General features: G+C 65.6%; 21 protein-coding genes, 1 tRNA gene and 1 pseudogene. 12 read left to right on the forward strand and 11 right to left on the reverse strand.

Annotation, left to right across the window (positions count from 1 at the left end; genetic code table 11):
- Positions 1-30: 30 nt before the first annotated feature.
- The 4 genes from EA798_RS11500 to EA798_RS11515 form a co-directional block, all read right to left on the reverse strand.
- Complete coding sequence (locus EA798_RS11500) at positions 31-2178, reverse strand: adenosylcobalamin-dependent ribonucleoside-diphosphate reductase (protein ID WP_122099022.1); 2148 nt, start codon at positions 2176-2178, stop codon at positions 31-33.
- A gap of 203 nt (positions 2179-2381) precedes the next feature.
- Positions 2382-2537, reverse strand: a complete 156-nt coding sequence (rpmG, locus tag EA798_RS11505) for a 50S ribosomal protein L33 (RefSeq protein WP_003284185.1) — start codon at positions 2535-2537, stop codon at positions 2382-2384.
- Between the two features lie 11 nt (positions 2538-2548).
- On the reverse strand, positions 2549-2785 hold the full coding sequence (gene rpmB, locus EA798_RS11510) for a 50S ribosomal protein L28 (RefSeq protein WP_015278852.1): 237 nt from the start codon (positions 2783-2785) through the stop codon (positions 2549-2551).
- Between the two features lie 298 nt (positions 2786-3083).
- Positions 3084-4709 (reverse strand): AMP-binding protein, encoded by a 1626-nt coding sequence (locus EA798_RS11515; protein ID WP_122099023.1) that lies wholly within the window; start codon positions 4707-4709, stop codon positions 3084-3086.
- 169 nt (positions 4710-4878) lie between these two features.
- On the opposite strand from EA798_RS11515, the gene EA798_RS11520 reads away from it, so the two are divergent.
- Positions 4879-5664 carry an IclR family transcriptional regulator gene (locus tag EA798_RS11520; RefSeq protein ID WP_058063334.1) on the forward strand — a complete coding sequence of 262 codons (786 nt, stop codon included), beginning with the start codon at positions 4879-4881 and terminating at the stop codon, positions 5662-5664.
- A 3-nt stretch (positions 5665-5667) separates the two neighbouring features.
- Here EA798_RS11520 and EA798_RS11525 read toward each other — a convergent pair whose 3' ends face one another.
- Positions 5668-6246, reverse strand: a complete 579-nt coding sequence (locus EA798_RS11525; RefSeq protein WP_102820385.1) for a TetR/AcrR family transcriptional regulator — start codon at positions 6244-6246, stop codon at positions 5668-5670.
- A gap of 99 nt (positions 6247-6345) precedes the next feature.
- Here EA798_RS11525 and EA798_RS11530 point away from each other — a divergent pair, with 99 nt between their 5' ends.
- Both EA798_RS11530 and EA798_RS11535 read left to right on the forward strand, forming a co-directional pair.
- A complete protein-coding gene (locus EA798_RS11530; RefSeq protein WP_122099024.1) occupies positions 6346-7230 on the forward strand; it encodes an alpha/beta hydrolase family protein in 885 nt (294 codons plus the stop codon).
- A 147-nt stretch (positions 7231-7377) separates the two neighbouring features.
- On the forward strand, positions 7378-8736 hold the full coding sequence (locus EA798_RS11535) for a spinster family MFS transporter (protein ID WP_106156680.1): 1359 nt from the start codon (positions 7378-7380) through the stop codon (positions 8734-8736).
- Positions 8737-8977: 241 nt separating this feature from the next.
- Here the strand turns inward: EA798_RS11535 and EA798_RS11540 are convergent, their stop codons facing one another.
- The 5 genes from EA798_RS11540 to gabD all read right to left on the reverse strand — a co-directional run bounded on the left by EA798_RS11540 (position 8978) and on the right by gabD (position 16508).
- Positions 8978-10120: an acyl-CoA dehydrogenase family protein gene (locus tag EA798_RS11540; protein ID WP_122099025.1), complete on the reverse strand. Its 1143-nt coding sequence runs from the start codon at positions 10118-10120 to the stop codon at positions 8978-8980.
- A gap of 12 nt (positions 10121-10132) precedes the next feature.
- Positions 10133-11329, reverse strand: a complete 1197-nt coding sequence (locus EA798_RS11545) for an acyl-CoA dehydrogenase family protein (protein ID WP_122099026.1) — start codon at positions 11327-11329, stop codon at positions 10133-10135.
- A 43-nt stretch (positions 11330-11372) separates the two neighbouring features.
- Entirely contained in the window at positions 11373-13478 is a 2106-nt protein-coding gene (locus EA798_RS11550; protein ID WP_122099027.1) for a 3-hydroxyacyl-CoA dehydrogenase NAD-binding domain-containing protein, read from the reverse strand.
- Positions 13479-13700: 222 nt separating this feature from the next.
- Positions 13701-14906, reverse strand: coding sequence for an HDOD domain-containing protein (locus tag EA798_RS11555; RefSeq protein WP_122099028.1), 1206 nt, complete (start codon positions 14904-14906; stop codon positions 13701-13703).
- Between the two features lie 153 nt (positions 14907-15059).
- On the reverse strand, positions 15060-16508 hold the full coding sequence (gabD, locus tag EA798_RS11560) for an NADP-dependent succinate-semialdehyde dehydrogenase (protein WP_122099029.1): 1449 nt from the start codon (positions 16506-16508) through the stop codon (positions 15060-15062).
- Positions 16509-16819: 311 nt separating this feature from the next.
- On the opposite strand from gabD, the gene EA798_RS11565 reads away from it, so the two are divergent.
- Positions 16820-17272: a c-type cytochrome gene (locus tag EA798_RS11565; protein WP_011911346.1), complete on the forward strand. Its 453-nt coding sequence runs from the start codon at positions 16820-16822 to the stop codon at positions 17270-17272.
- A 36-nt stretch (positions 17273-17308) separates the two neighbouring features.
- Here the strand turns inward: EA798_RS11565 and EA798_RS11570 are convergent, their stop codons facing one another.
- Entirely contained in the window at positions 17309-18010 is a 702-nt protein-coding gene (locus EA798_RS11570; RefSeq protein ID WP_122099030.1) for a cytochrome b/b6 domain-containing protein, read from the reverse strand.
- Between the two features lie 161 nt (positions 18011-18171).
- Between EA798_RS11570 and EA798_RS11575 the strand changes: the two genes are divergently transcribed.
- The 8 genes and pseudogenes from EA798_RS11575 to rbbA all read left to right on the forward strand — a co-directional run bounded on the left by EA798_RS11575 (position 18172) and on the right by rbbA (position 26305).
- Positions 18172-18248 (forward strand) — tRNA-Arg (locus EA798_RS11575).
- A gap of 98 nt (positions 18249-18346) precedes the next feature.
- Positions 18347-18709, forward strand: a pseudogene (locus EA798_RS11580) (hypothetical protein); the annotation flags it as partial.
- Positions 18710-18885: 176 nt separating this feature from the next.
- Positions 18886-20034, forward strand: a complete 1149-nt coding sequence (locus tag EA798_RS11585; protein ID WP_122099031.1) for an ABC transporter permease — start codon at positions 18886-18888, stop codon at positions 20032-20034.
- Positions 20031-20816: an ABC transporter ATP-binding protein gene (locus EA798_RS11590; protein ID WP_122099032.1), complete on the forward strand. Its 786-nt coding sequence runs from the start codon at positions 20031-20033 to the stop codon at positions 20814-20816. The genes EA798_RS11585 and EA798_RS11590 overlap by 4 nt, the downstream gene beginning before the upstream one ends.
- 1 nt (position 20817) lies before the next feature.
- Positions 20818-21756: an MlaD family protein gene (locus EA798_RS11595; RefSeq protein WP_122099033.1), complete on the forward strand. Its 939-nt coding sequence runs from the start codon at positions 20818-20820 to the stop codon at positions 21754-21756.
- The gene (locus tag EA798_RS11600) at positions 21753-22373 is read left to right on the forward strand and encodes an ABC-type transport auxiliary lipoprotein family protein (protein WP_122099034.1); all 621 of its coding nucleotides are present in this window, start codon (positions 21753-21755) and stop codon (positions 22371-22373) included. Before EA798_RS11595 ends, EA798_RS11600 begins: the two co-directional genes overlap by 4 nt.
- Positions 22374-22490: 117 nt before the next feature.
- Positions 22491-23567 (forward strand): HlyD family secretion protein, encoded by a 1077-nt coding sequence (locus EA798_RS11605; RefSeq protein ID WP_122099035.1) that lies wholly within the window; start codon positions 22491-22493, stop codon positions 23565-23567.
- Positions 23564-26305, forward strand: coding sequence for a ribosome-associated ATPase/putative transporter RbbA (gene rbbA, locus EA798_RS11610; RefSeq protein ID WP_122099036.1), 2742 nt, complete (start codon positions 23564-23566; stop codon positions 26303-26305). Before EA798_RS11605 ends, rbbA begins: the two co-directional genes overlap by 4 nt.

The following is a 26305-nucleotide window of genomic DNA, read 5'->3' on the forward strand; positions in this document are numbered from 1 at the left end:
GCCCGGCGCTTGTACGATTGGCAGTCCGGTTCAGTACTTGCCGTAATAGCCTTCTTTGAGGGCGTCGAACAGGTTGGCGGCGGTGTTCACCTCGCCGTCGTACTCGACTTCCTGGTTGCCCTTGAGCTCGACCACGCTGCCGTCTTCGAGGGTGAAGCGGTACAGGGTCTTCTCCAGATCGGCTTCCTTGACCAGCACGCCCTGGAAGGCCGCCGGATTGAAGCGGAAGGTGGTGCAGCCCTTGAGACCCTGGCGCCAGGCGTAGCGGTAGATGTCCTTGAACGCCTCGAACGGGTAATCGGTCGGCACGTTGGCGGTCTTGGAAATCGACGAGTCGACCCACTTCTGCGCGGCGGCCTGGATATCCACGTGCTGGGTCGGGCTGACGTCATCGGCGGTGATGAAGTAGTCCGGCAGCTTCTCGCCCGGCTCGTCGGAGCCCGGCTTGGCGCGCTCGTTGATCAACGTTCGATAGGCCAGCAGCTCGTAGCTGAACACCTCGATCTTCTCCTTGGCCTTGCGGCCCGGACGGATCAGGTTGCGCGAGTAGTGATGGGCGAAGCTCGGCTCGATGCCGTTGGAGGCGTTGTTGGCCAGGCTCAGGCTGATGGTGCCGGTAGGCGCGATCGAGCTGTGGTGGGTGAAGCGCGCGCCCTGCTCGGCCAGCGACTCGATCAGCTCCGGCGCGTACTCGGCGATCTTCTGCATGTAGCGCGAATACTTGGCGTGCAGCACGCGGCCGGCGACCTGGTCGCCGACCTTGTAACCGTCCTTGGCCATCTCCGGACGTTTGCGCAGCATCTCGGCGGTGACCTCGAAGGTCTGGCTCAGCAACGGTGCCGGGCCCTTCTCCTTGGACAGCTCCAGCGCCTGTTCCCAACCGACCAGCGCCATCTCGCGGGCGACTTCCTCGGTGAACACGCAGGCTTCCGGGCTGCCATAGCGCAGCTTGAGCAGCGTCAGTGTCGAGCCGAGGCCGAGGAAGCCCATGCCATGGCGGCGCTTGCTCTCGATCTCGTGGCGCTGCTGCTCCAGCGGCAGGCCGTTGATCTCGACGACGTTGTCCAGCATGCGGGTGAAGACGCGCACCACTTCGCGGTACTTGTCCCAGTCGAAGCGCGCATCGGCGCCGAACGGGTCGATGACGAAGTTGGTCAGGTTGATCGAGCCCAGCAGGCACGACCCGTACGGCGGCAGTGGCTGCTCACCACAGGGGTTGGTGGCGCGGATCGCTTCGCACCACCAGTTGTTGTTCAGCTGGTTGACGCGGTCGATGAGGATGAAGCCCGGCTCGGCGTAGTCGTAGGTGGACACCATGATCATGTCCCACAGATGCCGCGCCTTGACCCGACCGTAGATCTTGCAGGCCACCAGGCCGTCGTCGCGCACGATATAGCCGTCATGCACCGGCCATTCGCGCCAGAGCACATGCTCGGCGTCTGCCAGATCGAGCTCACCGGCTTCCTTGGCATGCACCGGGAAGATCAGCGGCCATTCGCCATCGGCTTCCACCGCCTGCATGAATTCGTCGGTGATCAGCAGGCTCAGGTTGAACTGGCGCAGCCGGCCATCCTCGCGCTTGGCGCGGATGAATTCGCGCACGTCCGGATGGCCTACGTCAAAGGTGCCCATCTGCGCGCCGCGGCGGCCGCCGGCCGAGCTCACGGTAAAGCACATCTTGTCGAAGATATCCATGAACGACAGCGGGCCGCTGGTGTGCGCGCCGGCACCCGAAACGAAGGAGCCGCGCGGACGCAGGGTACTGAACTCGTAGCCGATGCCGCAGCCGGCCTTGAGCGTCAGGCCGGCCTCGTGGACCTTGCCGAGAATGTCGTCCATCGAGTCGGTGATCGAACCGGAGACGGTGCAATTGATGGTCGAGGTCGCCGGCTTGTAATCCTGCGCGCCGGCGTTGGAGATGATCCGCCCGGCCGGGATGGCGCCATTGCGCAGCGCCCAGAGGAAGCGCTCGTACCAGTGCTCGCGCTGCTTGGCCGGTTCGACGTCGGCCAAGGCACGGGCGACGCGCTGCCAGGTGTCATCGACGCTCTCGTCGATGGGTGTGCCATCCTTGCTGGTGAGGCGGTATTTCTGCGCCCAGATGTCTTCGGAAGCCGCCTGCAGGGCGATGGAAGTGCTCTTGCTGTCTGCCGCGATGGGCCCGTCCGTCTTCGCCATGCGCTACGCATCCTCGTGCCGAAAGTGGGAGAAATGAGAGCTAGCACGATAGGCGAATTCGACAGGCGCCGTACATGATGCATATCAAACTAGGCAGAGCGAATGACGACCGGCGAGTGCATGCGAAGCTCGGCAGTCTTTTGTCGCTCGCCAAAACGAAAAAACCCGCCGAGAGGCGGGTTCTTTCTTCAAGGGCCGATCAATTACTTGATCTTGGCTTCCTTGTAGATCACGTGCTTGCGTACGACCGGATCGAATTTCTTGATTTCGATCTTGTCGGGGGTGGTGCGCTTGTTCTTGTCGGTGGTGTAGAAGTGGCCGGTACCGGCGCTGGACACCAAACGGATCAGGTCACGCATGATTGCTCTCCTTAAACCTTTTCGCCGCGGGCGCGCAGCTCGGACAGAACGACGTCAATGCCGCGCTTGTCGATGATGCGCATGCCTTTGGCACTCAGGCGCAGACGGACGAAGCGGTTCTCCGACTCGACCCAGAAGCGATGATGCTGCAGGTTCGGCAGGAAACGACGACGGGTTTTGTTGTTTGCGTGGGAAACGTTGTTCCCGGTTACCGGACCCTTACCGGTAACTTGACAGACTCTCGACATGCCTCAGCCCTCTAAAACCACATGCCCAACCCGGCATGGGTTGGCCGCTTGAATTCACTTGTCAGTTCGGCGCTCAGCGCCACGTTTCATGGGGGTCTTACCGGCCACGTTGCGAACGAAGATACCGGGCCCCTAGAAAAGAGCGCTGCTTTATATCAGAAACCCCCCAGAGCAACAAGCGCGGATTGTTTTTTCCGCCCGACTGCTCGCGGCGCACCGGGGCTCGACAGCATGTATGGGGGGCGCATGGCGTCGGTAGTCCCGCTCGTCGCCTCGCTCACCTATATATAAGTAGCGATTAGCTGGCAGCCGCATGCGCCTCGTCACGCAGTTGCCGACGCAGCAACTTGCCTACCGCGGTCTTCGGCAGCTCGTCGCGTATCTCAAGAAAGCTCGGCATCTTGTAGCCGGTGAGGTACTGCCGGCAATGCTCGAGCAACATCTGCTCGTTGACCCCATCGTCCTTGAGGCTGACGAAGACCTTTACCGCCTCGCCCTTGCGCGCATCCGGCACGCCCACCGCCACGCATTCACGCACGGATGGGTGCTGCATCAGCACATCCTCGATCTCGTTGGGAAAGACGTTGAAGCCGGAGACCAGGATCATGTCCTTCTTGCGGTCGACGATCTTCACGAACCCCTCGGCATCCAGCAAGGCGATATCGCCGGTCTTCAGCCAGCCCTCGGGCGTGAGCACCTTGGCCGTTTCATCCGGGCGCTGCCAGTAGCCCTGCATCACCTGCGGTCCGCGCAACCACAGCTCGCCCGGCGTTTCCGGCGCGACGTCGTTGCCCTCGTCATCCACGGTGCGCAGTTCGGTCTCGATCAGCGCCTGGCCGATATAACCCTCGCGATACGGGCTGAGCTGAGTACCGGTCGCCACCACCGGCGAGGCCTCGGTCAGGCCGAAGCCTTCGCGGATCGGTGCACCGGTGAGCGCTCGCCAGCGCCGGCCGACTTCACTGTTGAGTGGCGCGCCGCCGGAGGTCGCCCACTTGAGGTGGGAGAAATCGATGCGGTGAAACTCCGGATGATTCATCAGCCCGACAAACAGCGTATTGATGCCACTGAGCAGGCTGAACGGATGGCGCTGCATGGCGCCGATGGTTTCGTCCAGATTGCGCCCGTCACGGATGAATACGGTGTGCAGGCCCATGCCCACCGAGCTCAGGCAGTTCGTGGCAAAGGCCATGATGTGATACAGCGGCAACGGCGCGATGCGCACATCCTTTTCCGGCTCAAGCAGGCCCGGCTGGTCGAACAGCTCGATGGTCTGCAGCACGTTGGCCAGCAGATTGCGGTGGCTGAGCATCGCACCCTTGGACACGCCGGTCGTACCGCCGGTGTACTGCAACAACGCCAGGCGGTCGAGACCTGTCTCGCGCTCCACCGGCGGTTTCTGCTCGCCCAGACGCAGGGCCTGCATGAAGCGCAGCGTTCCGTCCTCCTGGCTTTCGTAGATCGGCTGTTGCAAGTCATCGACGCTGGTCAGGATGATCTGCCGCAGCGCGGTGTCCGCCTGCACCGCGCGCACCTGCGGCAGCAGGCGGTCGAGCACAAGAATCGCCCTGGCGCCGGAATCGTGGAACTGATGCCGGGCTTCGGCAGCGGTGTACTGCGGATTAGTGTTGACGATCACCAGCCCGGCCTTGAGCGCCCCGAATACGGCGATTGGATACTGCAAGCAATTGGGCAGCTGTAGCGCCAGCCGGTCACCGGGTTGCAGACCCGCGTGATACCGGAGGTAGCAGGCGAAGGCGTCGGCACGACTGCCCAGCTCGGCGTAGCTGAGGCGGTCGTCGCCGCAGGAAAATGCCGTGCGCTGCGGATGCTTCGCGCAGGCTTGAGACAGCAGGTCATGGACGTTCTGGTAGCCGCCACGGGCGAGTTCGGCAGCCACGTAGCCTTGCACGGAAGCGGACATCGACATTCTCCAAAATGAATTATTGTTTTACTGTGCGAAACTGGATGTCGAATCCGATAGTAGTAGAACGGTTTTGCCCTCGCAATGATCGCCAATGGCCGCACTGCCCGGCGTCGGGCGATCTGCTATCGTTCGCCACCGCTGCCCACTAGCCAGACAGACCGAGACCATGAGCGACGACATCGAAGACACCGGCACACCCAAGGATCGCAAGTTCGTCGAGGCCCTGGCCCGCGGGCTGGACGTGCTGCGTGCCTTCACCCATGGCTCGGTGGTGATGGGCAACCAGGACATCGCACGCATCACCGGGCTGCCAAAGCCCACCGTGTCGCGCATGACCTACACCCTGACCAAGCTGGGCTACCTCAGCTATTCCCAGCAACTGGAGAAGTACCAGCTCGACTCCGGCGTGCTGGCGCTGGGTTATGCCTACGTCTCCAACCTGCGCGTGCGTCAGCTAGCCAAGCCGTACATGGATGAGTTCGCCCGCCGCACCAACACCACCGTGGGCCTGACCTGCCGCGATCGGCTGTCGATGATCTACGTGGAAAACTGCCGCCCGGCCGAGGTCACCACCCTGCGCATGGACGCCGGCGTGCGTCTGCCCCTGGCCACCACCGCCGCCGGGCGCGCCTTTCTCGCCGCCACCCCGGAGAAGGAGCGCGAGCATCTGATGGCCGCACTGGCCGCCAAGTACGGTGATGGCTGGACTGCCATCGAGGCTTCGCTGCACGCCTCCTTCGAGGAATTCGTGCAGCACGGCTTCTGCCTGTCGCTCGGCGACTGGGACCGCAACGTGATGGCCGCCGGCGTGCCGCTGCACCTGGCCGACGGCAGCATCATGGCGCTGACCTGTGGCGCGCCGTCATTCCAGCTCAGCGAGGACACCCTGAAGAACTCGCTGGCCCACCAGCTGGAAATGCTCGCCCGCGATATCGAAAGCCTCGGCGTGTGATCGTCAGGCCCTGACGCTGGCCCAGGCGATGTCCGCGAGCAGCTCGCGGCAGTCGGCCAGTGCAGTGCGGGAACGTCCCGCCAGCCAGTTACGCGCCATGTCGTGGCAGGGTCCGATCACCACCGCGAGAAAGCAGTCGCCGGGCATCCGCCGAAAGGCTCCGCTTTCCCGATGGCGCCGCAGAATCGCTCCGACCCGCTCGCCGTGGATGCGATTGACCTCGCGCAGCCGTTCGCCCATCTCCCCCGCCTCGACCCGCCCGCGGTTGTGCAGGACGAAGCGCGCCCAATCCGGGTTCGCCACCACCCAGTCGATGTAGCTGGTGACGAACAGCCGGACGCAGGCCTCGGCATCCAGCGTCTCGATCAGCCCGGCTTCGAGCAGCGCGGCATACTCACCAATGCCTTCCAGATACAGCGCGGCGATGATCCGCTCACGATTGCCGAAGTGGTGATAGAGGCTGCCAATGCTGGCGCCGGAACGATCACGAATCATCTCGATGGTAGTCGCTTCCACGCCGAACTCGGTGAAACAGGCGAGTGCGGCCTGAAGGATTTCCTGCTTGCGGCTACTACGGGCCATCCGGCCTCCCGTCTGACTAGAATAATTTTCTAGAATTATCTTCTACCCTTCGTATACTGCACCGATCGCAGCAATCGCAGAAGCGCGGAGAACAACAAGATGGCGACGATACAGGTTGAAGAACGCACCATCGACAATGGCAATGGCCATGCCCTGTCCAGCTGCTGGTATCAGCCGAGCAGCGCGCCATATGGCGTCGTGCTGATCGCGCCGGCGATGGGCGTGCCGCAGCGCTTCTATACCGACTTCGCCACCTGGCTCGCCGAGCGCGGCTATCAGGTAGTGACCTTCGATTACCTGGGCATGGGCCGCTCGCGGCGGGTGCCGCTCCGCCAGCTGAACGTGGACATCCTCGACTGGGCGCGCCATGACTGTAGCGCGGTACTGGACAAGGCCGCCGAGGCCGCCGGTGAGCTGCCGCTGTACTGGATCGGCCACAGCGTCGGCGCGCAGATCCTGCCGCTGGTCAACGGCCATGAGCGCCTGACCCGCATCGTCACCATCGCCGCCGGCAGCGGCTACTGGCGCGAGAACAGCCCGCAGATCCGCAACAAGGCCTGGCTGCTCTGGCATGGCCTGGCGCCCGTGCTGACCGCCGTGGCCGGCTACTTCCCGGGCGGTCGTATCGGGGCGGTCGGCGACCTGCCCGCCGGGGTGATTCGCCAGTGGCGGCGCTGGTGCCTGCATCCGGACTACCTGGTCGGTGTCGAGGGCGAGCCCATGCGCCAGGCCTTCGCAGCCGTGCGCACGCCGCTGACCTCACTGTCCTTCAGCGACGACGAGATGATGTCGGCGCGCAACACCGAATCCCTGCATGGCTTCTACAGCTCGGCACCGAAAACCATGCAGCGCATCGCGCCCGCGGAAATTGGCGCCACGCGGATCGGCCACTTCGGCTTCTTCCGTCGCGGTTTCGCCGACAACCTCTGGACGCCGCGTTTGTTGCCAGAGCTGATACCAAACCAACAACAAACGGTGGTGTGAGCATACAAACACGTAAGTTTCGCAGAGCGGAACATCGCTAGTATATTTCGAAACATATGCGAGGGTTATTCACCTTGCCGGATGGCTGATCTCCGACAAAAGTGAGGATGGGCTGGTTACAGCCCTCCTCGCCAATGGAGCCTTGCCATGCACAACAACAATAACGGCTACCCCTCGAGCACCCGCGCTTGGGTCACGGTCGCCATCCTCATGCTCGCCTACGTGCTGTCCTTCGTCGATCGGCAGATCCTCAACCTGCTGGTCGAGCCGATCCGCCGCGACCTGGACATCACCGACACCCACATGAGCCTGCTGATGGGCTTCTCCTTCGCGGTGTTCTACACCATCTGCGGCGTGCCCATCGGACGCCTGGCCGACCGCAAGAGCCGCCGCGGCATCATCGCCATCGGCGTGCTGGTGTGGAGCCTGATGACCGCGCTGTGCGGTACCGCGCGGACCTTCTGGCAGTTTCTCGTGTTCCGCATCGGCGTCGGTGTCGGCGAGGCCGCACTGTCGCCCTCGGCCTATTCGCTGATCGCCGACAGCTTCCCGCCCAAGTTGCGCGGCACCGCCATGAGCGTCTATTCGATGGGCATCTACATCGGCTCCGGTCTGGCCTTTCTGCTCGGCGGGCTGGTGGTCAAGTTCGCCTCGGCCCAAGGTGATGTGGAGCTGCCGGTGCTCGGCATGGTCCGCCCCTGGCAGCTGATCTTCCTCGTGCTCGGTGCAGCCGGCGTACTGTTCACCGCCGTGCTCTTGCTGATCCGCGAGCCGTCGCGCAAGGGCGTCGGCGCCGGCGTCGAAGTGCCACTCAGCGAGGTGGCGGGCTACATCCGCCAGAACCGCCGCACCGTGCTGTGCCACAACTTCGGCTTCGCCTGCCTGGCGTTCGCCGCCTATGGCAGTTCGGCGTGGATTCCGACGTTCTTCATCCGCACCTACGGCTGGTCGGCCAGCGACGTCGGCGTGCTCTACGGCTCCGTAGTAGCGGTGGCCGGCTCGATCGGCATCATCGCCGGCGGGCGGCTGTCGGACCTGTTGCACCGCCGCGGCTATCGCGACGCGCCGCTGCGCGTGGGCATCATCTCCGCCGCGCTGACCCTGCCGCTCAATCTCGCCTACCTGGCCGGCACCGGCGAACTGGCGCTGGCGCTGATCGCCCTGCACGTCTTCACCATCGCCATGCCCTTCGGCGTCGGGCCGGCGGCGATTCAGGAAATCATGCCCAACTCCATGCGCGGCCAGGCCTCGGCGGTATACCTGTTCGTCATCACCATGGTCGGCCTCGGCATCGGCCCGACCGCGGTGGCGCTGGGCACCGATTTCGTCTTCGGCGACGACAACGCCCTGCGCTACTCGCTGCTGATCGTCACCGGCGTTGCGCTGGTCGGCGCAATTATCCTGCTAGGCATGGGGCTCAAGCATTACCGCGGCAGCCTGGACCGGCTGCAGGAATGGAAGCCTCAGGGTGCGGCGCCAGTCGGGGCAGAGGCGAAACCGGCCTGATCGGACGCGGGACGTCAGGCGCAGGGTGGATCACGCTTCAGCGATCCACCGGTGCCGCCCCAACCGCGAAGGATGTGAAACGTGCCATCCACCCTGCCAGTCCGTTCGCGTACTTGGCTCAGCGCCGGAGCCAGCAAATGCGCGGACAAGTCCTCTTCCCTAAAACAATCACCGCAACGGTATCCCTCCCACAAAAAACCCGCTCCTGAGAGCGGGTTTTTTCATGCTGCAGGCGGGACGATCAGGCCACCTGCATCAGCTTCGCATAGGCCTTCAGGTGGTGGTCGTCGTCACCGAACTGGTGGGCGATCATCACCAGGCGCTTGGCGTGGTGGGCGAGGTTGTATTCCCAGGTCATGCCGATGCCGCCGTGTAGCTGGATCGCTTCCTCGGCCACCTTGCGTGCGGCGCGGGCGCAGATGTATTTGGCGGCGGCGATGATGCGGCTGCGCTCGTCGTTGTCTTCGCCATCGGCAAAGGTCGCGGCGAGGATCGCCATGCTGGTGGCCTGCTCCAGCTCGGTCTGCATGTCCACCATGCGATGCTGCAGCACCTGGAACTTGCCGATCGGCACGCCGAACTGCTTGCGCGTCTTCAGGTAGTCAAGGGTCAGCTTGCAGGCTTCGTCCATGCTGCCCAGCGCATCGGCGCACTGCGCGGCGATGGCGCGGCCCTGCTGGTAGCGCATAGCTGAGAGCGCGTTGCCGACGTCGCCAAGCAGCGAATCAGCGCCCACCTGCACGTTGTCGAGGAACAGCTCGCAGCCCTTGCGTCCATCGATGGTCGGGTAGACGCGGCGGCTGACGCCTGGGGCGTTCGGATCGACGAGGAACAGACTGATGCCGGTTTCGTCACGGCTGTCACCAGACGTGCGCGCGGAGACGATGATCTTGCCGGCGCTGTGCCCGCCAATCACCACGGCCTTGCGCCCGGACAGGCGATAACCGCCGTCGACCGCTTCGGCTTTGGTCTGTACGTCGTGGAGGTTGTAGTGGCTCTGCGGCTCGTCGAACGCGACCGCCAGTTGCAGCGAACCGGCCGCGACCTGCGGCAGCAGATCGTCTTTCTGCGCGTCGCTGCCCAGCTGATTCAACAGCCCGCCAGCGAAGATCACCGATTGCAGATACGGCTCCAGCGTCAGACCGCGACCCAGTTCGGTCATGACCAGCATGGTTTCCACGCCGCCGCCGCCAAAGCCGCCGACGTCCTCGGAGAACGGCACCGCGGTCAGGCCCAGTTCGCCCAGCTGCGACCAGAACTCGGCGGAAAAGCCCAGCTCGGACTCGCTGAATTTCTCGCGCTGTTCGAACGGATAGGCGTCGCGCACCAGGCGCGCCGCGGTGTCTTGCAGCATTTGCTGCTCTTCAGTCAGTTTGAAGTCCATTGCGGTGCCCCCTTACAGCTCGAGAATCATCTTCGAGACGATGTTCTTCTGGATTTCGTTGGAGCCGCCGAAGATCGACAGCTTGCGCATGTTGAAGTAGTCGCCGGCCAGCGACGCGCTGTAGTCGGCGTGCAAGAGCTCACCGTCGTAGTCCAGCTGCATCTCCTCTTCGAGGAACGGCAACGCGTAGGGGCCGATGACCTTGCGCAAGAGGTGAGTGATCGCCTGGCGGATCTCGGTGCCCTTGACCTTGAGAATCGAGGACTCGGCACCGGGCACGCCGCCCTCCTTCGCCGCCGCAAGGATGCGCAGGGTGCTCATCTCGATGGCCATCAGCTGCATCTCGACCTCCGCGACCTGGGCGCGGAACAGCGGGTCTTCGAGCATGGGCTTGCCGTCGCAGACTTCCTTCATCGCGATGCGCTTGAGATGCGCCAGCACCGCCTTGGACGAGCCGATGCCGGCCAGGCCCGTGCGCTCGTGGGTCAGCAGGTACTTGGCGCAGGTCCAGCCCTGGTTTTCCTCGCCGACGAGGTTTCCCACCGGCACGCGGACATTGTCGAAGAAGACTTCGTTGACCTCGTGGTCGCCGTCCAGGGTGATGATCGGCCGCACGCTGATGCCCGGGCTCTTCATGTCGATCAGCAGGAAGCTGATGCCGCGCTGCTGCTGGGCCTCGGGGTCGGTGCGCACCAGGCAGAAGATCATGTTGGCGTGCTGACCGAGGGTGGTCCAGGTCTTCTGGCCGTTGACCACGTAGTGGTCGCCGTCACGCACGGCGCGGGTCTTGAGGCTGGCGAGGTCGGAACCGGCACCGGGCTCGGAATAGCCCTGGCACCACCAGTCTTCACCGGAGAGGATGCGCGGCAGGTAATGGTCGATCTGCTGCTGGGTGCCGAACTTGATGATCACCGGGGCGACCATGTTGACGCCGAAGGGCACGGTACGCGGCGCCCCGAAGGCGGAGCACTCCTCGTCGAAGATGTGCTTTTCCACCGGTCCCCAGGTGGTGCCGCCCAGCTCCACCGGCCAGCCCGGCGCGTACCAGCCGCGCTTGACCAGGATCTGCTGCCAGCGCTGGTGATCTTCCTTGGACATGTGCTTGCCGAGCTTGACCTTGGCGGCGATGTCCGCCGGCAGCTCGCTTTTCAGGAAGGCGCGCACTTCATCGCGGAAGGCGAGCTCTTCGGCCGTGTAGTTGACGTTCATGGGAAATTCCTCATGGTGCGTTCGGATTGCAGGCGGGTCGCTTTCATTGCCCGGCCTGCCATTCGGTGAAGGTGCGGCCTTCGGCGGCCAGTTTTTCCAGCAGTGGCGCCGGCTTCCACCAGTCGCCACAGCGGGCGTGCAGTTCCCTGACCCGCGCCAGCACGCGGTCCAGGCCAACGCTGTCGGCATAGAACATCGGCCCGCCACGGAAGGCCGGGAAGCCGTAGCCGTTGAGGTAGATGACGTCGATATCGCTGGAGCGCTGGGCGATGCCTTCTTCGAGAATCTTCGCGCCCTCGTTGACCAGCGCGAAAATGCAGCGCTCGACGATGTACTGCTCGTCCAGCGCCTTTCGCTCGATGCCCTTTTCCCGCGACGCGGCTTCCAGCATAGGCGCGAGGTCGGGATTCTCCTGCGGCGTGCGGTTGCCCGGCTCGTAGCGGTAGTAGCCGGCGCCGGTCTTCTGCCCGAGCATGCCGGCGGCGCAGAGCTTGTCGGAGACGGTGGGGAAATCCAGGTGCGCCGGCAGCGTCGCGCGCTGGCGCTTGCGGATCGCTTGGCCGATGTCGAGACCGGACAGATCGCGCATGGCAAACGGTCCCATGGCCATGCCGAAGTTGCGCAGCGCACCATCGACCTGCTGCGGCGTGGCACCTTCCTCCAGCAGGAACTCCGCCTCGCGGCCGTACTGGAAGACCATGCGGTTGCCGACGAAGCCGTCGCAGACGCCGACCACCACCGAGACCTTCTTCAGCTGCTTGCCGATCGCCATGGCGGTGGCGAGCACTTCATCGCTGGTCCGCTCGCCACGCACCACTTCCAGCAGGCGCATGACGTTGGCCGGGCTGAAGAAATGCAGGCCGACCACGTCCTCGGGGCGTTTGGTGAAGGCGGCGATGGCGTTCAAATCGAGTGACGAGGTGTTGGAGGCGAGGATCGCACCGGGTTTGCACACCGCATCCAGCTGCTCGAAGACCTGCTGCTTGACGCCCATCTCTTCGAATACGGCCTCGACCACCACGTCGGCATCGGCCAGGGCGCCGTAGTCGGTGACGCCAGCGATCAGCGCGAGGCGCTGCTCCATCACATCCTCGGTCAGGCTGCCGCGCTTGACGCTCGCCGCGTAGGTGTCGCGGGCGCGCTGCAGGCCGCGTAGCAGAGCTTCCTCATTGATCTCCAGCAGCTTCACCGGCACACCGGCATTGGCGAAGCTCAAGGCAATGCCGACACCCATGGTGCCGCCGCCGATCACCGCGGCGGCCTTGATCGACCGCGGCTTCGTATCGGATGGCAGATCGTTGATCTTGCCGGCCTGACGCTCGGCGAAGAACGAGTGGATCAGCGCGCCGCGCTGCGGTGAATTCAGGCATTCGGTGAACAACTCGCGCTCGCGCTTGAGACCTTCGGCCAGCGGCAGTCTGGTCGCGGCTTCCACCGCGGCAATGCAGCGCAGCGGCGAGAACAGCCCCGGCATGCGCTTGGCCACCTCGGCGTGCTTGGCGCGAATCAGCGCCTCGTTGTCGACGCCCTCAAGACCTTGGGTCTGCTCGCCGCTGCGGCGCGGGCCGCGCCCCTCCTCGAGCAGGCGACGCGCATAGGCCAGACCGGCCTCGATCAGATCGCCTTCGAACAGCTCGTCGACGATATGGTGCTCCAGCGCTTCTGCTGCACCGATGGGCTGGCCGCTGATGATCATCTCCAGCGCCTTCTCGACACCGGCCAGTCGGGGCAAGCGCTGGGTACCGCCGGCGCCGGGCAGCAGGCCCAGTTTCACCTCCGGCAGGCCGACCCTGGCGTCCTGTCGGGCGATGCGGTAATGACAACCCAGCGCAACTTCCAGCCCGCCACCGAGTGCGGTGCCGTGGATCACCGCGACGCTCGGCTTGTTGCAGCCTTCGATGGCCTCGATCACCTCCGGCAGGCTCGGTGCCTGTGGCGGTTTGCCGAACTCCTTGATGTCGGCGCCGGCCATGAAGGTCGGGCCTTCGCAAACCAGCACCACGGCCGTCACCTCGGGCGCCGCGTCCGCCTGTTCAAAGGCATCCAACAGGCCTTTTCGTACGGCATGGCCGAGGGCGTTGACCGGCGGGTTGTTGATCAGGATCAGAGCGATATCGCCCCGGCGTTCGAGCCGAATGACATCCGTCATGCAGGCCTCCCTTTCTGTGAAATGCTGATTGGAATTGTTATTTCACGGAACCATGTTTCGCACTGCAGAATAAATGACTCATTTCCGTGTGTCGATAGCACCGCACGGCCAGGGCATTCGGGCGAAAAGAAGGCGCAGCACCGCGCCACGCAAGGGTTGGCGGGCAACCCCGAGGCGACCGGTGGCCGCTATCAATGCAGGGAATATCGGACCAGAAGCCGGCTAGCCGCCGACGGCGTGGCGAGGGGCGCGGGCCAGAAGATCGGGGTCGATGCGCAGCAAACGTACCGTACGCTCGGTGGCCAGCGAGGCAGGTTCGGCGCCCTCGGGCAGCTCGGCCAGCAACCGCGTGACATTGAGCACCAGCGCTTCGCGGCGCAGCACACCGGCACCCAGGGCGTAGTAGGCGCTGATCACCTGACGCAGCTCCAAGGGCAGCGCCCACTGCGCCCGCAATGCCGAGCCGAAGCCGGCTGCACGCTCACGCAGGCAGCGCTGCAGCTGCGCCTCATCCAGCGCGCCGCCGCTGTCGAGCCACTCCTGCAGGCTGCGCAGGAGCGCCAGCTCGCCGATGTTCTGCAGCAATCCGGCGCTGAAGCAGAGCTCGACATCCAGCTTCAGCTGGCGCGCCAGCCAGCTCGCCAGACGCGCGGTGCGCAGTGCCTGGGCGCTGAGCTGCGCCGCCAGCTCGGCAAGGCGCGGTTCGACCAGCCGGGCGTTGTGCTGCAGGGCCAGCTCGGTCACCAGTTGCAGGGTGCGTGCCGCGCCCAGCTGCCGTTGCGCCTGCGCCAGGCTCAGACAGGGTTTCGGCGGCTGCGTCGTGCCGCTGGCGACGCTGATCAGCCGCGCCGTCACCTGCGGATCGCGGGCCAGCAGCTCCTCGAGTTGGGCGTAGTCCTGATCGCCACCCTGCAGGCGTTGCAGCGCACTCAGCACGGCCTCCAGCAGCGGTGCGCCGCGATTGTGCGGACGCATGCGTTCGAGAAAGCTGTCGAGGTCATCGACCGCGGCAAGGCGTGGCGCACCGGCGTGGCCCGCCGACCGCGGCAGCAGCTTGTCCAGCCGCTGGCGCAGGTCGTCGAGATCGTAGGGTTTGCCGAGATAGGCGGCCGGTGCGAGCGGCAGCACCGTGCGCACGCTGGCGGTATCGGTACGGGCACTGATCAGCACGCAGGGCAGGCGCTGGGTCGGACCATGACGACGCAGCTCGCGCAGGAGCTGCCGACCGTCGAGTCCATCCAGTTCGCCATCGACGATCAGCAGGCTGGGCGCCTGGCGCTGGCATGTCGCCAGGGCGGCATGGCCATCGGCCGCCGGTTGCACGCGCATGCCGGGACGCAGCTCGCGTACCAGCTGACAAAGCTGGTCCGCCCGCCACGGTTCGTTGTAGGCGACCAGTACGAAGGAGACTTGGGCCGAGACGCTCACTGCATTACTCGCTGAACAGGTCACTACAGCCTGGCCACGCGATGGCCAGGGCGACGACTGCTCCGCAAGAAATGGGCGCGCCGCTGGGGACGCGATTCTGACCGCAGGAGAACGCGACAGCCAGCCCCTGAGACCGACTGTCGCAGGGGGACGTCAGATGCCCATGCAGAGGTACTTGATCTCCAGGTAGTCCTCGATGCCGTACTTGGAGCCCTCACGGCCCAGGCCGGACGACTTGACCCCTCCAAACGGCGCCACCTCGGTGGAGATCAGCCCGGTGTTGATGCCAACCATTCCGTACTCCAGCGCCTCGGCGACGCGGAAGACTCGGCCCAGATCGCGCGCATAGAAGTAGGAGGCCAGGCCGAACTCGGTGTCGTTGGCCTTGGCGATCGCATCGGCCTCGTCCTTGAAGCGGAACAGCGGTGCCAGCGGGCCGAAGGTTTCTTCCTTGGCCACCTTGGCGCTATCCGGCACGTTCACCAGCACGGTGGGTTCGAAATAGCTGCCGCCCAGCGCATGGGCCTGGCCGCCCGCCACCAGCCGCGCGCCCTGGGCCACAGCGTCCTCGATATGCTCGCGGACCTTGGCGGCAGCGCGATCGTCGATCAGCGGACCGAGATCGGTACCCTCCTCCAGGCCATTGCCGACCCGCAGCTTGGCCACCGCCGCCTGGAATTTCTCGGCGAAGGCGTCGTAGACGCCATCCTGCACATAGATGCGGTTGACGCAGACGCAGGTCTGCCCGGCATTGCGGTACTTGGACTGCACGGCACCCTTCACCGCCTCGTCCAGGTCGGCGTCGTCGAAGACGATAAAAGGCGCGTTGCCGCCCAGCTCGAGGGAGACCTTCTTGATCCCCGGCGCGCACTGCTCCATCAGCTTGGCGCCGACCTCGGTGGAGCCGGTGAAGGAGATCTTGCGTACCTTGGGGTTGGCGGTCAGCTCGTTGCCGATGTCGCCGGCCGAGCCCGTCACGACGCTGAGCACGCCCTTGGGAATCCCGGCGCGCTCGGCCAGCTCGACCATCGCCAGCGCCGAGAACGGCGTCTGCGATGCCGGCTTGATCACCATGGTGCAGCCAGCCGCCAGCGCCGGGCCGGCCTTGCGGGTGATCATCGCCGCCGGGAAATTCCACGGGGTAATCGCCGCGGTCACGCCGATCGGCTGCTTGATGACAATGATGCGTTTGTCTTTCTGATGGCCGGGAATGGTGTCGCCGTAGATGCGCTTGGCTTCCTCGGCAAACCACTCGATAAAGGAGGCGGCATAGGCGATCTCGCCCTTGGCCTCGGCCAATGGCTTGCCCTGCTCCAGGGTCATCAGGCGGCCGAGGTCGTCCTGATTCTCCATCAGCAGCTCGAACCAGCGGCGCAACTTCTGCGAGCGCTCCTTGGCGGTCAGATCACGCCAGGCCGGAAGCGCCCGCTCGGCGGCATCAATGGCGCGGCGGGTTTCGGCGGCGCCCATCTTCGGCACCGTACCGAGAACCTCTCCGGTAGCCGGGTTGTTCACGCTGATGGTCTGGCCACTGTCGGCATCCAGCCAGGCGCCATCGATATAGGCCTGCTGGCGGAACAGCGCGGTGTCTTTGAGTTGCATGGCAGTCTCCTCGGGCATCGTAGCGGCAGGCCCGCTGCGGAAAGTTTGGCGAACGCGACGATCATCTGAACCGTCCTTCGCCGCCCGGTTCCTGCCGCCGCATTGCACTGCGAACCACCATGCTAGGACCGCAGCCGGCCGGGCGGCAAGCTCATGGCGCTTGGCATTGTTGTGCCATTGACCAGCCTGATGCCTGCGCGGCCTGTCACGCCTTGTTACCCAAACCCGGGTACGGGTCGGGGTATAGTTGCGCGCGAGCGGCACAGCCGCCGACAACCAAGGATCGATAAGGAGTTACCGTGAAAGCATTGATGACAGGCGCCGTGGCCGCCGTCCTGCTGGCCAGCACTGCCGTCCAGGCGCAGATGAAACCGGAAGAGATGGTCGAAACCCGCCAGGCCGGCTACCAGTTCATGTCGTGGAACATGGGCAAGATCAAGGCCCAGGTAGTCGACGGCAAGGAGCCCTACGACCAGGCCAAGGTGGCCGCCGCCGCCAATGCCATCGCCGCCATCGCCAACTCCGGCATGGGCAGCCTCTACAGCCCGGACACCACTACCGAGCAGCTGGGCAAGGCGACTCGTCTGAAGCCTGAGTTCTTCCAGAACCTCGACGAAGCCGGTCAGATCGGCCGCAACTTCACCGCCGCCGCCAACCAGCTCGCCAAGGTCGCCGCAGAAGGCGATCAGGCCGCGATCAAGAAGGCCTTCGGCGACGTCGGCGGCAGCTGCAAGTCCTGCCACGACAAGTTCCGCGCCGACTGATCGCGCGCAGCCAGCCGACACCTGCCGTCGGCTGGCTTACCAGTCCAGGCTGGGCGCCACCGCCGCCGGCTCAGGCCGCAGCCAATCCCCCACCGCCTGCACGCCCCAGACGCAAGCCGCACCCAGAGCGATCGCCAGAACCGCGGCGGGCAGCGAGCCGCCCCGCGCATCCTGCTGGGACGGATGCTCGCGCTGCGTCCTTCCCGCGATCATCGCCCGCACCAATGGCCGGCGCATCACCAGCGTGTAATAGATGATGGCTGCGATGTGCATGCCGATCAGCACCAGCAGCAACCACTTCGCCTGCCGATGCAGGCCGCTCAGCGCGCTGCCGGTTTGGCTGCTGACCAGCGCATGGAGCGGCCCCTGGAAGGCAATGTCGTCGGTCGCCATCAAGCCGCTGGCGACCTGGAAGCTCACCAGCAGCAACATGGCCAGTACCGAGAATGCGCCGAGCGGGTTGTGCCCGGCTTCGCGCCAATTGCCTTGCAGATAGTCCTTCACGCCGAACGTCGCGGAGAAGATGCGCGGCCAGCGGGCATACGTCGAACCGACGAAACCCCAGATCAGGCGGAACACCAGCAGCCCCAGCACCAGCAGGCCGAGCCGGCCATGCCAGGGCATCAGACTGCCGCCGATCCAGCCCGTGACAATGGCCGCGATCACCGCTCCGGCGAACAACCAGTGAAACAGCCGCAGCGGCGCATCCCAGAGTTTGATATGGCCCGACATCTCCATCCCCTTGCCATCCGAACACCCACGGCCCCCGGCCGCGACACGCAAGGGTACCAGCCGGCCCGGCCACCGGCAGCTGCGAAAAAGCCGCACCCGGGCATATCCGCCCAGCCGCACCAGCATGGACGCCCGTCAACGACATGCGTATGATTGCCCCCCGCAACGCATCCGTAGCTCAGCTGGATAGAGTACTGCCCTCCGAAGGCAGGGGTCGTGGGTTCGAATCCCGCCGGATGCGCCATATTAGATAGTCGTTTCGAGCCCCTTCGAAGCGCTCCGCAAAAGCCCGCTCGCTGCGGGCTTTTGCGTTTCTGTGGGTCCGTCAGCGATGAACGGATCGCCTGCTACACCGGCGATCTGCGCTACCAGGGTCAGGCCATTCGTATCGACGGTGGCGCGGCGATGCATTCGCTGGCCTCCACCGTACCGGCCCTGCACGGTGGCGCCTTTGGGCAGGCGCTGGGCATGAGCATGGCCTTCACCTATTACAACCCGCTCAGGTTCCGTCGCTTCGCCGAGCAGGTGCTGGGCGAGCGCTACGAGCAGGACCGCGCGCAGTTGCGCCACGACTTCAAGCAGGTGCTCGACCGTCTGCTCGGCACCGCTTACAACGACTGGCACCGCGGGCTCTACCCCACCGAAGAAGGCTTCGGCCGTACCGATGCGTTCGGCCGCATCGCTAACAGGGTGCCAGGACGAGCTGAATCGTTTGGATGTGCAGCTGTATGGCGCGCCATCCGGCCCGCTCGATCTCGACGGCCTACCGATCGGCGTGCAGGAACTGGCGGCTACAAGGCGCCGGTCCTGTCTTGCCGGGCTGAGCCCTGCTAGCATCAATCAGGACTCCATCGCCCGACATAGGCACCCGTTTGCAGAAGATGAGCGCCACCCTGTCCTCGTCTCCCGGTTCGGTGACCCTCGATCAAGGGACTTCGCCGTTGCGGGCGCGCATCGTCGGTGACTGGACCCTCGCCCATTACGCAGCACTGCGCCGAGAGGTGCAGCGGCTCAGGGCGCGGATCGACGAGCGCAGCCAGATCGAGCTGAGCGGGCTCGGGGCGCTGGATACGGCGGGCGCCGGCCTGCTGGTGGAGCTGCTGGGGCCCGAGCGGATCGCCGCCATCGAAGCCTGGGCGCCGCAGTTGCCAGCTGAACGTCTGGCGCTGCTGCGCACGGTCGCCACCGCCCTGGACCAACCGGATGCCGCCGAGCCGCCACGCGGTTATGAGTTCGGCGATGTGCTGGCGCATATCGGCCGCACGGTCGCGGCGGTGTGGAAGCAGCAGCGCGCGCTGCTCGGCTTCATTGGCCTGACCCTGCAGACGTTGCTGCTGACGCTGCCGCGGCCGCGGCGCTGGCGGCTGACCTCACTGGCCGTACATATCGAGCAGACCGGGCTGGACGCGGTGCCGATCGTCGCGCTGCTGACCTTTCTGGTCGGCGCGGTGGTGGCCTTTCTTGGCGCGACGGTGCTCGCCGACTTCGGCGCGACCATCTACACCGTCAACCTGGTGGGCTTTTCCTTCCTGCGCGAATTCGGCGTGCTGCTGGCGGCGATCCTGCTCGCCGGGCGCAGCGCCAGCGCCTTCGCCGCGCAGATCGGCTCGATGAAATCCAACGAGGAGGTCGACGCCATCCGCACCCTCGGCCTTAGCCCGATCGAGCTGCTGGTGCTGCCGCGGGTGCTGGCGATGCTGATCACCCTGCCGATCCTGACCTTCGTCGGCATGCTCAGCGGCATCGCCGGCGGGCTGGTGGTCTGCGTGCTGGCGCTGGACATCTCGCCGACGATGTTCTTCACCATCATGGCGCGCGATATAGCCGTCAGTCATTTTCTGGTCGGGCTGGGCAAGGCGCCGGTATTCGCCTTCATCATCGCGGTGATCGGCTGCCTGGAAGGTTTCAAGGTCAGCGGCAGTGCGCAGTCGGTGGGCGAGCACACCACCTCCAGCGTGGTCCAGGCGATCTTCATGGTGATCCTGCTGGATGCCATCGCCGCGCTGTTCTTCATGGAGATGGGCTGGTGACGAGCGACGACGCGCTGATTCAGGTACGCGGGCTGGTCAACCGCTTCGGCAGCCAGACCGTGCACGACGGCCTCGACCTGGACATCCGTCGCGGCGAGATTCTCGGCGTGGTTGGCGGTTCGGGCACCGGCAAATCCGTGCTGCTGCGCAGCATCGTCGGCCTGCGCCGGCCCAATGAGGGCAGCGTCAGCGTGTTCGGCGAAAATCTGCTGGAACTGTCGGCCGAGCGCCGCTCGCAGGTGGAACGACGTTTCGGCGTACTGTTCCAGCGGGGCGCGCTGTTTACCTCGCTGAATCTGCAGGAGAACGTCGCATTGCCGCTGATCGAGCACGCCGGGCTCGAGCGCCGCGACGCCGAGCACCTGGCGCGGCTGAAGCTGGCGCTGGCCGGTCTCCCGGCCAATGCCGCGTGCAAGTATCCCGACGAGCTGTCCGGGGGCATGGTCAAGCGCGCCGCCCTGGCCCGCGCGCTGGCGCTGGACCCGGAGGTGCTGTTCCTCGACGAGCCCACCGCCGGCCTCGACCCCATCGGCGCGGCAGCCTTCGACCAGCTGATCCTGACCCTGCGCGACGCGCTGGGCCTCAGCGTGTTTCTGGTAACCCACGATCTGGATACGCTCTATACCATCTGTGATCGGGTCGCCGTGCTGTCGCGCAAGCGGGTGCTGGTGGCCGATCGCCTGGAGGTGGTGGAAGCCACCGACGACGCCTGGATCCGCGACTATTTCCATGGCCCACGTGGCCGGGCGGCGCAACAGGCTGCCGACTTGCAGGAGAACTGACATGGAAACCCGCGCCCATCACGTACTGATCGGCCTGTTCACCGTCCTGGCTGTCGGCGGCGCGCTGCTGTTCGCGCTGTGGCTGGGCAAGTCGAGCATGGACCGCGAATACAACTATTACGAGATCAGCTTCAATCGCGCGGTCAGCGGGCTGTCCAATGGCAGCTCGGTGGAGTACAGCGGCATCAAGGTCGGCGACGTCGAGGCGCTGTGGCTGGAACCGGACGACCCGCGCAAGGTGCGTGCACGCATTCGCATCTATTCCGGCACGCCGATCAAGCAGGACACCCGTGCGCGCCTGGCGCTGGCCAACATCACCGGCAGCATGATCATCCAGCTGCACAGCGGCACGCCGCAGAGCCCGCCGCTGGAAGGCAAACGCGGCGAGCCGCCGCTGATCATCGCCGACCCGTCGCCGCTGAGTGCGCTGCTGGAGAACGGCGAGGACCTGATGACCAACATCAACAACCTGCTGCGCAGCGCCAACCTGATGCTCTCCGAGGACAACGCCGGGCGCATCGGCCGCACCCTGGCCAATCTGGAGCAGGCCACCAGCGTGCTGGCTGAGCAGCGCGGCGACCTCAGCCAGGCCCTGACCCAGCTCAGCCAGCTGGGCCAGCAGACCAACAGCGCGCTGGCCGAAATCACCCGGCTGACGCAGAACGCCAACGGTCTGATCGACGACGAAGGTCGCCAGCTGCTGAGCAATGCCGGCGCGTCAATGGCCGCACTGGAGCGCGCCACCTCGCGTCTGGACGCACTGCTGAGCGACAACCAGGGCGCGCTGAACAATGGTCTTCAGGGCTTCAGCGATCTGGGCCCGGCGATCAATGAACTGCGCGGCACCCTCGGCGCGCTGCGTCGCGTCACCCAGCGCCTCGAAGACAATCCCAGCGGCTTCCTGCTCGGCCGCGAGAAGATTCAGGAGTTCACCCCATGAGCCGCCTTGTGCTGTTCCGCCCTATCGCCCTCGCGCTCGTGCTCGGCACACTCGCGGCCTGCACCCTGCTGCCCGAGGCCGAGCCGATCCGTGTGTACCTGCTGCCCACCGCTGAGGCGACCGGTCAGCAAGGAGAGCGACTGCAGCAGGCGCTGCGCATCCACACCCCGCATGCCAGCCGCATCCTTGCCGGACCGCGCATCGCCGTGGTGCCGGATGGCAACCAGATCAGCAGCTACCAGGGCGCGCGCTGGGGCGATGCCGCGCCGACCCTGCTGCGTGACCGGCTGATCGAGCAGTTTCGCCAGAGCGGACCGGTGGCGGTGAGCAACGAGGACAGCAACCTGTTCGCCGAGCTGGAGCTGCTCAGTGATCTGCGCGCCTTCCAGAGCGAATACGTCGACGGCCAGCCGCAGGTACTGGTCCGCTTGGATGCTCAGCTGGCCTCGGCAACCGATCAGCGCATCCTCGCCAGCCGCCGCTTCGAGATCCGTCAGCCCAGCGCTGGCCCGCAGCTGGAAAGCGTGGTGGCGGCCTTCGGCCAGGCCAGCGACGAACTGAGCCGCCAGTTGCAACGCTGGACGATCGATGTAGCAAAAAGCCAGTCTGCGCAGTGAAGTCCGGCGAAACGGTCATATAAAAACGCTAAACAGCGGTTTTATTGATTCAGGCTAAGCGCAACCCGTACGGCCATCGCTTAGCATGCGAACTATCGCTTCACGTAAGGAACGCCCATGAAAGCCCCAGCCCAGAAAAATCTTCGCCGGGTGCTGTTCGCACTCGTCGCGCTCGTGGTCATCGGCCTGCTGGCCTGGTCGGAGCTGCGCACGGATGGCCTGGGCGACGGATTCGCCAGCGGCAACGGCCGAATCGAGGCCACCGAGATCGATGTAGCGACCAAGCTCGGCGGGCGCATCCGCGAGATCAGCGTCGACGAGGGCGACTTTGTCCAGCCCGGCCAGGTCATCGCGCGTATGGATACCGAAGTACTGGACGCCCAGCTGAACCAGGCCCGCGCCCAGGTGCGCCAGGCGGAGAACGCCATCCTCACCGCCCAGGCCCTGGTTACCCAGCGCGAGAGCGAGAAGGCCACTGCCGAGGCCGTGGTCCTGCAGCGCCGCGCCGAACTGACCGCCGCGCAGAAACGCCATCAGCGCACCGAAACCCTGGTCGGCCGCAATGCGCTGCCACGCCAGCAGCTGGACGACGACCTCGCCGCCATGCAGAGCGCCCAGGCCGCGCTGGCCGCTTCGCGCTCGCAGGTGCTCTCGGCCGATGCCGGCATCGCCGCCGCCAGGTCCCAGGTGATCGAAGCGCAATCGGCGCTGGAGGCAGCCCAGGCCAGCGTGGTGCGACTGCAGGCGGACATCACCGATAGCGAACTGAAGACCGATCGCGTGGCGCGCGTGCAGTACCGCGTGGCGCAACCGGGCGAGGTGCTCGGCGCCGGCGGCAAGCTGCTCAATCTGGTCGACCTGGCCGACGTCTACATGACCTTCTTCCTGCCCGAGCGCCAGGCCGGCCGGGTGGCAATGGGCAGCGAGGTGCGCCTGGTGATCGATGCGGCGCCGCAGTACGTGATTCCCGCCAAGGTCACCTACGTCGCCAGCGTCGCGCAGTTCACGCCGAAGACGGTGGAAACCGAAAGCGAGCGCGAGAAACTGATGTTCCGGGTCAAGGCGCGGATCGATCCCGACCTGCTGAGAAAGCACATGGAACAGGTCAAGACCGGCCTGCCGGGCGTCGCCTACCTCAAGCTGGACGCCGACGCCGAATGGCCGGCGCACCTGCAGATCAATGTCGGCCAATGAACCAGTCCCCTGCCCCGGTCGCCGAGATCAGCGGCGTCAGCCTGCAATACGGCAAGACCCGCGCGCTGGATGACCTCAGCCTGAGCCTGCCGGCACGCTGCATGGTCGGCCTGATCGGCCCGGACGGGGTCGGCAAGTCGAGCCTGCTGGCGTTGATCGCCGGTGCGCGCAAGTTGCAGCTGGGCCATGTCCAGGTGCTCGACGGCGACATGGGCGATGCTGGCCACCGCCGCGCAGTCTGCCCGCGCATCGCCTACATGCCCCAGGGGCTGGGCAAGAACCTCTACCCGACGCTGACGGTGTTCGAGAACCTCGAATTCTTCGGCCGGCTGTTCGGTCAGGACGCCGAAGAGCGCCACTGGCGCATCGCCGAACTGACTCGCAGCACGGGCCTGGCGCCGTTCGTCGAGCGCCCGGCGGGCAAGCTCTCCGGCGGCATGAAGCAGAAGCTCGGCCTCTGCTGCGCGCTGATCCACGACCCCGACCTGTTGATCCTCGACGAGCCCACCACCGGCGTCGACCCGCTGTCGCGCGCGCAGTTCTGGGAGCTGATCGAGCGCATCCGTGGCGAGCGCCCGCAGATGAGCGTGCTGGTGGCCACCGCCTACATGGACGAGGCGCAGCGCTTCGACCATCTGGTGGCGATGGACGCCGGCCAGGTGCTCGCCACCGGCACGCCGGCCGAACTCCTGGCGCGCACCGGCAGCGACTCCCTGGAGCAGGCCTTCATCCGCCTGCTGCCGGAAGCCAAGCGCAGCCAGCACCGCGAGCTGGTCATCCCGCCGCAGCCGCCGAGCGACAGCATCGCCATCGAGGCCCACGGGCTGACCATGCGCTTCGGCGATTTCGTCGCGGTGGACCGGGTCAATTTCCGCATCGCCCGCGGTGAGATCTTCGGTTTCCTCGGCTCCAACGGCTGCGGCAAGACCACCACCATGAAGATGCTCACCGGCCTGCTGCCCGCCAGCGAGGGCGAGGCACTGCTGTTCGGCAAGCCGGTGGACCCGCACGACATGCAGACCCGCCAACGCGTCGGCTACATGTCCCAGGCCTTCTCGCTGTACAGCGAGCTGAGCGTGCGGCAGAACCTCGACCTGCACGCGCGGCTGTTCCACCTGCCGGCAGAGCGGCGCGACGCGCGCATCCAGGAAATGCTCGAACGCTTCGACCTCACCGGCGACGCCGAGAGCCTGCCCAGCAGCCTGCCGCTGGGCGTGCGCCAGCGCCTGTCGCTGGCGGTCGCGGTGATCCACAACCCGGAGATCCTGATCCTCGACGAACCCACCTCCGGGGTCGACCCGGTGGCCCGTGACGGCTTCTGGGAACTCCTGGTGCAGCTGTCGCGCGAGGACGGCGTGACCATCTTCATCTCCACCCACTTCATGAACGAAGCGCTGCGCTGCGACCGCATCTCGCTGATGCACGCCGGGCGGGTACTCGACAGCGACACGCCGCAGGCGCTGATGGCCAAGCGCGGGCTGCCGACGCTGGAACAGACCTTTATCGCCTACCTGGAGGAAGCCGCCGCCGCGCATGCCGGGGAGCAGCCGGCAACGCCGCCCGCCGCACCGGGCAAGCCCATCCAGGCCACAGGCAATAACGGACGCCAGGCCCGCTTCAGCCTGCGCCGTCTGCTCAGCTACACCCGCCGCGAAGCCATGGAGCTGCGCCGCGACCCGATCCGCGCGACGCTGGCGATGCTCGGCAGCGTGCTGCTGATGTTCATCATGGGCTACGGCGTCAGCTTCGACGTCGAGAACCTGACCTACGCCGTGCTCGACCGCGACCAGACCACCACCAGCCAGCACTACCTGCTGAACATGGCCGGCTCGCGCTACTTCATCGAGCAGGCGCCGCTGGCCAACCATGCCGAGCTGGACCAGCGCATGCGCAGCAACGACATCAGCCTGACGGTGGAGATTCCGCCGAATTTCGGCCGCGACCTCAAGCGCGGCGCGGTGCCGCAAGTCGCGTTCTGGATCGATGGCGCCATGCCGATGCGCGCCGACACCATCAAGGGCTATGTGCAGGGCATCCACCTCAACTACCTGCAGCAGCTGGCCCGCGAGGCGGGCGTCGACGGCCAGCTGGCACCGGCTGACGTGGCCATTCGTTATCGCTACAACCCGGACGTGCAGAGCCTGCCAGCCATGGCACCGGCAATGATCCCGCTGCTGCTGATGATGATCCCGGCGATGCTCACCGCCCTCGGTGTGGTGCGCGAAAAGGAACTGGGCTCGATCACCAATTTCTACGTCACGCCGACCACCCGCCTGGAATTCCTGCTCGGCAAGCAACTGCCCTATATCGCCCTGGGCATGTTCAATTTCGCCACCCTGGCGCTGCTGGCGGTGTTCGTCTTCGGTATTCCGATCAAGGGCAGCATCCTCACCCTCTGCCTTGGCGCGCTGCTCTACGTCACCTGCGCCACCGGCCTGGGCCTGCTGATGTCATCGATATTGAACAGCCAGATCGCGGCGATCTTCGGCACCACCATCGTCACCCTGCTGCCGGCCATCCAGTTCTCCGGACTGATCCACCCGGTTTCGGCGATGGAGGGCGCCGGCGCCTTCATCGGCAAGCTCTACCCGACCAGCCACTTCCTGATCATCAGCCGCGGGGTATTCTCCAAGGCGCTCGGGCTGGCCGAGCTGTATCCCTATTTCATTCCCATGCTGCTGGCCATTCCGCTGCTGACCCTGCTCAGCGTCGCCGGCCTGCGCAAGCAGGAGAAATGA

The sequence above is a fragment of the Pseudomonas songnenensis genome (assembly GCF_003696315.1).
In the GTDB taxonomy this organism is placed as follows: Bacteria; Pseudomonadota; Gammaproteobacteria; order Pseudomonadales; family Pseudomonadaceae; genus Stutzerimonas; species Stutzerimonas songnenensis.